Source organism: Mesorhizobium sp. WSM1386 (genome assembly GCF_055901595.1).
In genome coordinates, this window is sequence record NZ_CM148373.1 from 4,282,596 (window position 1) to 4,294,440 (window position 11,845).

Sequence of the window (11,845 nt, forward strand, 5' to 3'; positions counted from 1 at the left end):
CACTGCGAAGCGAAGGTTTACGAAGCGAGTAACAGGCTCGTGACGGTACGGGGAAGCTTCAGCGCCGCCTCCACTCGGGCCTATTGAGGGCTGTCGTAGCAACCCGGGTCGCGCCCCTATTCAGTGTTGCGAATGCTGCAGTGTAGGTTCGTCGAAGTTCGACCGCTTATTCCGGCGCCGTTGCGCGTTATCATTTTGCGCTCGCCGCATCCTCGATCAGAGCAGCCACTTCCCGAGCGTGGGAGACCATAACCAAATGGGAAGCGCCTGGGACGACCACTGTTTTCCGCGCATGGGCACGGCCGGCCATGAAAGCCATCGCGACCGGCGGAATGTTGCGGTCTGCAGCCCCGTAAATCGACCAGGACGGCAGGGTCTTCCACGCCGCACGAACTGCGCGGTCGGCCAGGGCGGCCTGATTCACCGGTCGTTGCGCCGCAGCCATCAGCCGCGCGTCCACCTCGGGGAGGTCGGCAGCGAACTGCCCATGGAATTTGTCCTGCTGGATGTACAAATCCTGCTCACCGTTTGCCAGATTGACTGGGGGCGCAAGGGTGGGCCCGAGCGTGCTTCCCGGAAATTTGTCAGTCAGCTCGAGACTGCTCTCACCAACGTCGGGCTCAAAGGCAGCAACATAGACGAGTGCCTTCACGTTGGGTAACTGGCCCGCCATATCGGAGATCACCGTCCCAGCGTAAGAGTGGCCCACAAGAATGACCGGTCCCTTTACCGAACCAACGACGCTTGCGACATGAGCCGCGTCTCCAGAGACGCTTCGCAAAGGATTGGCCGCCGCGATCACTGTGAATCCATCTTGCGTCAGATCCGCGATCACGCCGTTCCAGCTGGCGGACTCCGCGAATGCGCCGTGGACCAAGACGATGGTGGGCTTCGGCTCGCCGGCGAGGGCGACAGTGGCGCCGGCCAGACTAAATGCCCCAACGATCGCACCAATATTGACGAAGCTGCACATGACCCAACCTTTCTGATAAATGTCTCACCATCAGAACCGCTGAGCGGCGCCAAATCTATCGCACCAAAGTGTCGCCGATACCTTGGTGTTGGTGTGCTCAGTTGGATGGCAGGATCGGACTCGCGTAGCAGCCCTTTTGCCGTGCCTGGTTCTCAACATTGAAACACGTGAACCTGGCTTGAATTTCAGTGCCACTGCCGACTGCGGTCTTAAGGAGATGTGAAGACCCCGAGCTAGCCAGCGTCCGAGAAATCTCTCCTACCCAATGGCGAAAATGCGCTGCGGCGTTCGAGGAGACTTCTCTCGTTTATGGATTTTGGACGGCAACGCTCGCCGCCTCATCTCTGTGGCGATTCTTCGCGCACTGAAAGCGCTGTGGGTCGTCCCGAAACCCCTACGGCTTTCCAACACTCAATTGCCGCTCCATTGCCGCCTCAGCTTCGAGGCTCTCGATGTCGCGGAAGATCGATGCAACGGCCACCGTACGGCCTGCGCGCTTGAAGCGCAGCAGGCAGTCTTTTGCGCCAATGTCTCCATCAACTACGATCTCGTCCCATCGCTCGGCGTGACCTACGTAGTTGATCGGGACGTCGTAATGCTGACTCCAAAAGAACGGCACTGCGAGGAATTTCTCGCGATGGCCGAGCATATTGAGTGCTGCAGTTTGCCCTTGTCTCTCTGCCACCACCCAATGCTCGACACGAATATTCTCGCCACTATGCGGATCTGGCCACCGCGCAATGTCGCCTGCCGCGAAGATCCCAGGTGCGCTCGTCTCCAGAAAAGCATTTACTGCGACACCGCGATCGATGTTGAGCCCGGCCCTTTCGGCGAGCCCGATCCGGGGTCGCACGCCGATGCCGCCGACGACGAAATCCGCCTCAAGCGTATTTCCGCTGTTGAGTTTCAGCTTCTTGCCATCGATGCTGATCGCGGTGTCCTCGAGATGGAATACGACACCATTCTCCTCGTGGAGGGCGCGGATGAAGTCGCCCATTTGCGAACCAAGAATTCGTTCCATGGGGCGTTTATCCGGCGCCACGACATGAATTTCAATACCGCGCGAGCGCAGGGCCGAGGCAACTTCCAGGCCAATGAAACTGGCGCCGAGCACGACAGCGCGGCGCGCGCTCGATGCGTGCTCGATGATGGCCTTGCAATCTGCGAACGACCGGAGCGTGTGAACGTGTGGCTGGTCTGCGCCGGCTATGCCCAGGTGAACCGGCTCGGCTCCGGTCGCAAGCAGTAGCCTGTCGTAAGGTGTCCGGGTCCCGTCCGCGAGTACAACCTCGCGAGAGCGTGCATCGATGCTGGCGACTTCCGCATTGAGACGCAGGTCGATATCGTTCTTTGCGTAAAAGCTTTCGTCGCGAAGCGGAACCCAATCTTCCGGCGCTTTGCCAGCCAGATACTCCTTGGAAAGATTAGGCCGATCAACCGGCGGCGCGTCGTCGTTGCTTAGCATGACGATACTGCCTTGGTAGTGTTCGCGTCGCAGTTTTTCGGCTGCTGCAAAACCGGCCGCGCCGCCGCCGACAATGACGATCTTTCCGGCAGCCTGGCCGAAGCCACCTACGCGCTGCTTCGATGCCATCCGTTTTTGTTTCTCTCTTACGAATATCCGATCATCGCGCAGCTCCACCGACCAGCAAGTGAGTGGATTGAAGGCAGGCGCGCGCAAGGCTTCGCCCGTGCGCAAGTCGAAACAGGCGTGATGCCAAGGGCACCGAACCGTGTTCTCAACCACCAGACCATCAACGAGTGGCCCGCCGTAGTGGGTGCATTTCGCCCCGACGGCGAAGACCTCAGTCCCACGGCGTACCAACAACACCTGTTCACCGCCAGAATGGCCGACGAGATTTCCGCCGTCGGGAAGGTCGGATAAGGCGATGCCGTTGGCCAGATCCGGTCCATTCGGTTTGATATGATCTTCAGCCATCTTCTTCTCCCTTGCCGATGCAATATTGAAATCGTCTCCGACATCGCCTGCCTCCAACCCTTGGCCAGGCGGGCGGAGCGGACAGTCAGGCTCGCCTGTTTCTCCGTCCCGGCCAACATACTGCGGATTTTACGGCGGTCATTGGACCGCCGGTCCATGGCCAGCGGCCCGGCAGGAACGAGTCAGCGCCGCTGCTTTGATTTCTTTACTCAACATAAATCCATTTCGGAAAATCGACGTCACCGCCGAATTATCATTTCGCGGCTATCAGACCCGCGCTGCCCCGCAAAATCCATTGGACCCAGGTATCGCCGATACCTTTGTTCCGGCGACGACGTGGGTACGCCGCCATTGGCGCTGTCCTGCCGCGAGCGCCTCCGCATCAGCGTGGCGGATCCTCGGCTTGCTGCGAGATCCGCTTGACGCCGGAGCATACCAACGTATCGGCGATACCAACGTTCAATAGAGCCTACCGGTACTTACTGGCCTCATGGGCTGATGCTGTCTCGACGCGAGCAGCTTTGGTCAGGTTATGAGGAGGTACAGATGTCATCATTATCTTCAATGTCCACCCGTCGGGAAGTTCTCGCGGCATCCGCCGTAGGGGCTATTGCAATAGTTACCTCGCCGGGTGTCGCCGGAGCGATTTCGACGAGTGGCGGAACTGCTGCCATTCGTCCATTCCGCGTCCAAGTTGCAGACGCGGATCTCGTCGACCTCAAGCACCGTCTCAAAGCCACGCGTTGGCCCGAGCGCGAGACGGTGAAAGATACCAGTCAGGGCGTTCGGCTCGCGACAATGCGGGCTCTCGCGCATTACTGGGAGACCGAATATGATTGGCGCAATTGCGAGACTTATCTGAACGGTTTGCCGCAGTTCGTTACTGAGATTGATGGGCTTGATATCCACTTCATCCACATTCGCTCGAAGCATGCGAACGCGCTGCCGATCATCGTTACCCATGGATGGCCCGGCTCCATTATTGAGCAGTTGAAGATCATCGGTCCTCTGACAGATCCGACGGCCCATGGGGGTAGTGCTGCCGACGCCTTCGACCTGGTGATCCCCTCGCTCCCGGGGCATGGGTTTTCAGGAAAGCCGACGGCGCCTGGCTGGGATCCGATCCGGATCGCGCGGGCCTGGGGCGAGCTGATGATCCGCCTCGGGTACACGCGGTATGTAGCGCAGGGTGGCGATTGGGGGAATGCCGTTACCGAGCAGATGGCCCTCCAGATGCCGTCTGGTCTTGTCGGGATCCACACGAACATGCCAGCCACGTTGCCGGATCAAGTGTCGAGCGCGCTCGCCACGGGCGGCCCTGCGCCCTCCGATCTGTCCGCCGACGAACGCTATGCTTGGGATCAACTCGACTTCTTTTGGAAGCATGGGTTGGCCTACGCGCAAGAGATGGCGAACCGACCGCAGACGCTGTACGCCCTGGCCGATTCACCTATTGGGCTGGCAGCCTGGATGCTCGACCACGATGCACGCAGCTACGACCTGATCGCTCGCGTCTTCGACGGAAAGTCCGAAGGTCTGTCCAAGGAAGACGTCGTCGACAACATCGCGCTCTACTGGCTGACCAATACCGCGGTCTCATCGGCGCGCCTCTACTGGGAAAGCAAGCTGGCCTTCTTCGCGCCAAAAGGCGTGCCTCTCCCCACCGCAGTGAGTGCGTTTCCGGACGAGATCTACACGGCGCCGCGGAGTTGGACCGAGAAGGCATATCCCAAGCTGATCTACTACAATCGTCTCCCGAAAGGTGGTCACTTCGCAGCTTGGGAACAGCCGCAGGTTTTCGCCAATGAGCTTCGGGCCGCGTTCGGGTCGTTGCGTAGCGCCTGATCCTGCCCGTGTAGAGAACTGCTCCGGTCCTCCAATTTCAGGGCCGTTTGGCGCCGTGGCCGTTCCACTTTGGTGGGGCGAGCACGGCGCCTCCTTACGTGTGTATGCTCGCCGTTGCTGGCTGGTCTTGGTCCACTCTCCGATCAAGCGACGCCAATCGCCAGCCGACGACTTGCATGGATGATGAGCTACCTCCCTGCGCCCTGGCATCACGGGTCGTAAAGCGGGGGCTGAGTTTCGCCGAGCTGATCCACGTTGTCGTGCATCGGTGGCCCGGCTGGGAAGTTTAGGAGCAATCCATCACTCGTCGGATCGCAAGCGCAGTCGCGGCGGGCGGAACAAGCGATTGAACGGCTGACATGCACCCGACATACGTGCGGGTGATCTTCCAGTCATTCCTGTTCGCGAAGCGTTTGAGCGCGAGTCTTTCCGTAGGGGTAGAAGAGCTCCTTACGACCCGCCTGCCACGCGTTCCTGAGGTCCGGCGTGGTGATATCCCAATCCGGCCGGCATTTCATCGTAACCGCACGCATGTCCTGTCGCAGTTCTTCCACGGTGGGTCGCCCGAAGAACCAATACCCGTTGTAGATCTTGTAAACGATCAGCCCCGGTTCCATGACGATAACGTGAGGGATCATGGGGTTGTGCGCGGGATCCGTGTACTCGGCAATATCGAGGTCCTGCTGTACAACGCGCCGCGGGTCCGAGAGAAAAGACCAATGGGCGCCTACCCCGGAACGATATTCGTTCGTCTCCAGAAGATTGTCCGTCGTGATGGTTACAAGCCGGCAGTAACCCACTTCCATTTCACGATGCAGCTGGACCAGCCCTTCCGCCTGCCGGCGATCCCTGGGGCAATAGCCACCCCTGCCGAGAACAAGGACCAGAGGGTCGCTTCCCTGCAACTCGGAAAGCCTGCGCCGTGCAGCGGTGTGATCCGAAAGCTCATAGTCCGGGAAAATAGAGCCAGGTACGACATTGGACCGCATGTTCATCCTCGCTGACAAGTCGCAAAACTCGAGTCACCAAACTTGTAGACAAAGGAGATTACAAAGCGGGAGCGGGATCAAATCTATTTATACGTTAGTGTTGCCGATACCATTGAATGAGGTGGTGATCGTAACATGGAAGCTTCTGGTACGAAATATGGTCTTAGCAATACGATCCTCCAATGGTGGCCGCCCGCGATCAGCCACAAAATCCACACCTTGTCACCGCGTCAGCGCAGAGGCCTTTAGATGGATGCGAAGACGCCGCAGATTCGCCTCTCTCCATTCTCACCGTCGTGTTAGGGAGCGACTTTTCACAGCCCGCTCTGAATGTAATGGAGCCGGAAGTCGTTGGGAATTCGGACAGGTCGTGACGGCCTTGGAGGGTGATGCTCAGATCGTATGGTCATCGGCATTGCCGGCGAGGGGTAGTTCCTCTCGCAGGCCGATCTTATCGCCAGATCGGGACGGTCCCAACTGGTCTAAAATCCCCTCTGCATGCCGGCGCCACCTGGCGTCGGCACGCGTCCATCAAGTTGGGATGTCCGATCCTCCAGGAATTCGGGAATTGAAAAGCAAACGGTTACGCCTGAGCCATCATTCGCCTCTGCCCAAATGCGGCCGCGATGGTTCTCGATGATTGAACGACTAACCGAAAGCCCTATGCCCATGCCGTCGGCTTTGGTGGTGTAAAAGGCTTCAAAAATTTGCTCCATGTCCTGAGCGCCGAAGCCAATACCGGCATCTTCTACGGAAAGCCGGATGTTGCCGTCTTCGCCAAGCTCGGTCGCGATGACCACCCGCCTCGGGCGATCACTGACGGTCATCACGGCGTCTATCGCGTTGCGCAGCAGGTTCATGATGACCTGTTGAAGTTGGACACGATCGCCGGCCGCCATTGGGAGTCCGGTGGCAAGTTTAGTAATAAGTGAAATGCTGTTTCGCTGAAGTTCTCCCAAGGACAACGCAATCACTTCGCGGATCGCCTCATTCAGATCCACGGGTTCCATGACGGCCGCTCGCTTGCTAAAGAGCGCTCGCAGTCGCGTTATCACGTCGGCCGCACGATTGCCGTCGCGGATGGTCCGGCGTGCCGTTTCGCGAGCGCCATTTATGTTTGGTGGGTCGTCGGCCAGCATCCGCAGACAGGTTCCGGCATTCGTAATGATGCCAGCCAGTGGCTGGTTGACCTCGTGTGCAATAGATGCGGTCAGGGCGCCCAGGCTCATGATCCGCATAGCCAATCCAAGCTCTGTTCGCACCTTCTCAAGCGCCTCTTCAGAGAGCCTACGTTGTGTGATGTCGAGGACCGCGCCAATATACTCCATCGCGCCAATCGAGTTTCGCACGCCATGTGCAATGAGGTGCAGGTGTTTGATAGACCGGTCGGACGTGATGATCCGGTGCCGGTATTCCAGGTCGTTCTCACCGCGCTCTGCCCGTTCAACCATATCGCCTAGCATTGGCATGTCCTCGGGATGGAAGCGGCTCGCAATCAGCTGGAAAGTCACATGAAGGCCCGGCTGCAGATCAAAGATACGATAGAGCTGCTCCGACCACACCATCTCCGCTTTCGAGACATCCCAGGAGAAACTCCCCATTCGTGCAAGATTCTGACCCTCGGCTAGAAACGCCTCGCTGCGCCGGAGCTCTTCTTCGGCGCGTTTACGATCGTCGATGTCGGTCATCAGCACGTACCACCGGACGATGCATCCATTGCTGGCTCGAAGTGGCTGGCCTCGGAGCTGGAACCAGCGATAGGTGCCGTCGAAACGTCGAAGCCGGGTTTCAAAGTCAATCCCCCGACCAGTCCCGAGCGACTGCGTTAGAGCGTCAATGTGGCGGCTGAGATCATCCGGATGGACCGTGCCGTTGGTCGCCCAGTGCGCGAATTCTTCCAGGGTCTGGCCAAGATACTCGAGAAATTGCTCGTTGAGACTTTCCGGTTCGCCATCTTCGTCAAAAATAGCCACGAGACCCGGAATCGTATTGACGATAAGCCGTGACTGGCGCTCGCTCTCAACCAGCGCTTGCTCCGCGCGTTTTCGATCGTCAATCTCAACGTTGGTCCCATACCATCTGACGATGTTTCCGCCTTCGTCGCGCAAAGTGTCGCCGAGAAAGAGGAACCACCGATACTCGCCATCGAAACGGCGCATGCGCGCTTCGGTTTCACCTGGACTGCCTGATGCGAGGGATGCCTTCCAAAATCGCACAAGCTCGTCAAAGTCATCTGGATGGATTGCAACCCGCCAGCCCCATCCCTCCGCCTGCTCCATCGAGAGACCGGTGAAGTCAAGCCAGCGATCGTGAAGGAAGTCGCAGTAGCCGTCCGGACGGGTAGACCATATAGCTGTCGGAATCGTGTTGATAATCTGTCTCAGGTTGCGCTCACTCTCGCGCAGTGCCTGGTCCGCTCGTTTGCGGTCCTCTATGTCGACATTCGTCCCGTACCATCTGATTATGGTACCCGCCTCATCTCGCAACGGGTTGGCGAGAAACAGGAACCATCGGTACTCTCCATCGTATCGACGAATGCGGGCTTCCGTCGAGACTGGTGTGCCGGATGCGAGGCACGATTGCCAATACTCAGCCAGACCACTGGCGTCGTCTGGATGAATCGCGGCCGCCCAGGCCCATCCCACCGCCTGGTCTTCTGTGAATCCCGCATAGTCGAGCCAGCGGTCATTGAGGAAGTCGCAATACCCGTCCGGCAGGGTAGACCACGCGGATGTCGGAATCGTATTGATGATCTTGCGGAGATTGACTTCGCTGTCCCGCAGCGCCTGGTCTGCGCGTTTGCGATCTTCTATGTCCACATTCGTCCCGTACCATCTGATTATGGTACCAGCCTCATCTCGCAACGGATTGGCGAGAAACAGGAACCATCGATACTCTCCATCGAATCGACGAATGCGGGCTTCCGTCGAGACTGGTGTGCCGGATGCGAGGCACGATTGCCAATACTCGGCCAGACCACTGGCGTCATCCGGATGAATTGCGGCCGCCCAAGCCCATCCCACGGCCTGGTCGGATGTGAACCCCGCATAGTCGAGCCAGCGGTCGTTGAGGAAGTCGCAATACCCGTCCGGCAGGGTAGACCATGCGGATGTGGGGATCGTATTGATGATCTTTCGGAGATTGACCTCGCTCTCCCGCAGTGCCTCTTCGGCTTGCTTCCTCTCGTCGATATCAATGTGCAGGGAGTACCAGCGCATGATGCGCCCATTTCGATCCTCGAGTGGAAGCCCTCTAATCTGAAACCAACGGTACTTGTTGTCGGCGCCGAGAAGTCGCGCCTCGACTTCATAAGGCATCCCCGCCTTTATCGAATATCTGAAAGATTCGACGACGCGCTGAATATCCGCGGGGTGAACCGTCTCCGCTGTTCCCCATCCCTTTAGTTCATCCTTAGGTTTGCCGAAGTATCCAGCGATATAGCTGTTCACGGCTTCGATCTCGCCGGTCGGCGTCAAAACAGCAATTCCGGCCGGAATGCTGTCCGCTATCAGTTTGGCGTCGTCTTCATTTTCGCGGACGGCCACTTCAGATGGCTCTTCAGCCGCGATCTCATAGGATTCCTTGGCCAGACGTCTCCTGTCACTCGACAGTTTCAGCTCCTGTAACCTCACGCCCGCTTGGTTTGCGGCTACGTTCAGAACAAGGCTGTCGGTCTGCAGTGGAAAATCGACCCTTCTTGACCCTGTGAACAAAACTCCGATGTCGGCGAGTATCCCCAGCCGCAAGGCCGCGACCGATATAGGAACGTCTCCTTGAAAGCTGTTCAGCAATGGCCAGTCAGCCAGATCAACCTCGTTTAGTCCGTGAAACTCACGGATGATCGCTTCGGGTGAGACGGCAAATTGCTGGCCTGCACGGGCCACTTCGACGGGTTCCTCGTACGACGATTGGTTCAGTCGAATGTAAGCAAAATCGAGCCTCAGCATATCGACGAGCGTATCGAGCAATTTGCAAACGACTTCGGAAGCCATGTCGCCGCTTAGCAAGATGGGAACCTCAACCAACCTGGCTAGGTTATTCATGCACCGATACAGACGCTCAGTTTCCGCGCTAGCGCCCTCGCGTTGACGTCCCATGTTAAACTGTGATCTCCGAAAAAGCCCCTGCCGGCGACGTTTGTGTCGGTGCCCCGTCGTATCATGTACCCGCCCTCCCAAGATGCTGGCACATACGCGCGAGCGAGTTTGCACCCACTCGGTGCGCTGGTCCATTATGCCTTGGTGTCGGCTCACCAACCAATAGCACTCAGCAACATGGAAAGATCCCGGTCGATACCAAAGTGCTATGGATTCTCTGGCTAAGCAGGGGCACCGTAACCTGTGGTGAGGACGTCATTGCAGGCGATACTGGCTATGAATGAGCGCTCTAAGCGAACTGCGAGATAATGATGACATCCGGCGCTCTCTTGGCTGAGTACAGAGAGCTTCCACTCCGCCGCCTCAAAGATGCAAACAATATGGCTATGCTATGCGGCCTACATGCCGAACTCGATCAGGTTGCCGCACTATTTCTCAAAATCATTTTTACCAGACGCGGGCCCGATTGTGCGCATTTTCTGCCGGAGCGGTCCTGGGTACGTTCGGCTTACCAAGCTGGCGCGGCGGTCGCAGTCAGCATCAGCGTGCCGGCGGCGGGGCGTTTTGCCTTGACGCACTCTGCCTCTTCTTTGTGGCTTGCGTTTCTTTCGCGCAGTGTGAGAATTTCGTCGAACTGCTTTAGGGGCATGCCGCCGAGTTTGGCGGAGAATATCGGAAGCGTATGATGATGGAACGCGCAATTATCGCTGTTGTCGATGATGATGAGTCCGTGCGCGAGGCGCTTCCTGACCTCATTGGCATGTTTGGTCACGGAGCCGAAGCGTTCTCCTCCGCGGAAGAGTTCCTGGCCTCGAGACTAGTCGATCACACCAAGTGCTTGGTCCTTGACATCGCAATGCCAGGGATGTCGGGGATCGAGCTCCAACGCGAGCTGACGCAACAAGGCCGACAGATACCAATTGTTTTTATAACGGCCCATGGAGATGAGCAATTTTGCCGTCGTCTGCGCCAAAGCGGGACAATCGAATGCCTGCTGAAGCCATTCACGGACACTGCACTACTCGATGCGATCAACGCTGTAATGCGCTGACCGCCCGAGCGGACGTCGCTCATGAGCCGGTCCGCCTCCAGCCCGGATCCCAGGCCTTCGGTCTTGTCCACGGATGGTCTTCCCGACCACGATGGCCGCCCTGAAGCAGTGACGCTTCCATCATAACGCGCTGGCACCCGAACCTCGCTAGACGCCAAACGGCATGGTGCCCTCTTTTTCGATAAGGGTGTCGATCTCGCCCATCCAAAATCGACACCAACGCATAATAGACGTTCGTGTCGGCCGGGTGCATTCATGGTTCGGAGGTAGGCACGTTCCGCTAGGCGACGCTTCATGAGGAAGACCCCACATCCCATTCCTTTTGCGGGATCCCAACTTGGGGACATGCGTCATGCCTGTGCATTTTTCAACGGCGACGATGATGCCTTTCGTGTGTTGTTTCCCTTCATGCAGGATGGTTTCGCATGCGGCGACAAAATCATTCACATTGTTAATCCAGGCGAGCGCTGCAGGCATTTGCACCGACTAAGAATGGCGGGCATCGACACGACAACTGCGGAGCAAAGCGGTCAGCTTGAATTTCGCACCAACACCGAAGCCTACCTCCGGGACGGTCGGTTCGATCAAGACCGGATGCTGGAGGTGTTTGAAACGCTGGCCAGCGGGAATGCCGAGAGTGGATTTCCCCTCAGTCGCATTGTCTGCCACATGGATTGGGCCTCCGAGGTGAGGTCGCATATTGACGACCTGGTGGAGTTTGAAGCTCGGGTAAACGACGTATGGTCCCGTCACGATGACGCGGTAATCTGCGTGTACGACTTGGCAAAATTTGGTGGCGATACGGTCGTTGACATCATGCGGACCCATCCGATGATCGTCATTGGCGGCATCTTGCAACAGAATCCATTCTTTATGCCGCCTGAGGACTTCCTTCGCGAGCTCCGTCAACGGCGGCTGGGTCAGGTGTCGCCCGACAAGACGACGAGCTAG

Annotated in this window: 8 protein-coding genes; 3 read left to right on the forward strand and 5 right to left on the reverse strand. The window is 58.0% G+C overall.

The window, feature by feature from the left end; translation table 11 throughout:
• Window positions 1-190: 190 nt before the first annotated feature.
• Both AC0NIH_RS20940 and AC0NIH_RS20945 read right to left on the reverse strand, forming a co-directional pair.
• Window positions 191-973 (reverse strand): alpha/beta fold hydrolase, encoded by a 783-nt coding sequence (locus AC0NIH_RS20940; RefSeq protein ID WP_473468094.1) that lies wholly within the window; start codon window positions 971-973, stop codon window positions 191-193.
• Window positions 974-1,367: 394 nt separating this feature from the next.
• The gene (locus AC0NIH_RS20945; RefSeq protein ID WP_473468092.1) at window positions 1,368-2,912 is read right to left on the reverse strand and encodes an FAD-dependent oxidoreductase; all 1,545 of its coding nucleotides are present in this window, start codon (window positions 2,910-2,912) and stop codon (window positions 1,368-1,370) included.
• Between the two features lie 546 nt (window positions 2,913-3,458).
• Between AC0NIH_RS20945 and AC0NIH_RS20950 the strand changes: the two genes are divergently transcribed.
• Entirely contained in the window at window positions 3,459-4,757 is a 1,299-nt protein-coding gene (locus AC0NIH_RS20950) for an epoxide hydrolase family protein (protein WP_473468090.1), read from the forward strand.
• 392 nt (window positions 4,758-5,149) lie between these two features.
• On the opposite strand, the gene AC0NIH_RS20955 is transcribed toward AC0NIH_RS20950, so the two are convergent.
• The 3 genes from AC0NIH_RS20955 to AC0NIH_RS20965 all read right to left on the reverse strand — a co-directional run bounded on the left by AC0NIH_RS20955 (window position 5,150) and on the right by AC0NIH_RS20965 (window position 10,615).
• A complete protein-coding gene (locus AC0NIH_RS20955; RefSeq protein WP_013895499.1) occupies window positions 5,150-5,746 on the reverse strand; it encodes a redoxin domain-containing protein in 597 nt (198 codons plus the stop codon).
• Between the two features lie 482 nt (window positions 5,747-6,228).
• On the reverse strand, window positions 6,229-9,738 hold the full coding sequence (locus tag AC0NIH_RS20960) for a PAS domain-containing sensor histidine kinase (protein ID WP_473468088.1): 3,510 nt from the start codon (window positions 9,736-9,738) through the stop codon (window positions 6,229-6,231).
• 613 nt (window positions 9,739-10,351) lie between these two features.
• On the reverse strand, window positions 10,352-10,615 hold the full coding sequence (locus tag AC0NIH_RS20965; protein ID WP_473468115.1) for a hypothetical protein: 264 nt from the start codon (window positions 10,613-10,615) through the stop codon (window positions 10,352-10,354).
• On the opposite strand from AC0NIH_RS20965, the gene AC0NIH_RS20970 reads away from it, so the two are divergent.
• Together AC0NIH_RS20970 and AC0NIH_RS20975 are read left to right on the forward strand one after the other, a co-directional pair.
• Window positions 10,604-10,894 (forward strand): response regulator transcription factor, encoded by a 291-nt coding sequence (locus AC0NIH_RS20970; RefSeq protein ID WP_342447485.1) that lies wholly within the window; start codon window positions 10,604-10,606, stop codon window positions 10,892-10,894. The two genes, AC0NIH_RS20965 and AC0NIH_RS20970, sit on opposite strands and share 12 nt — an antisense overlap.
• A 294-nt stretch (window positions 10,895-11,188) precedes the next feature.
• Entirely contained in the window at window positions 11,189-11,845 is a 657-nt protein-coding gene (locus tag AC0NIH_RS20975) for an MEDS domain-containing protein (RefSeq protein ID WP_031249958.1), read from the forward strand.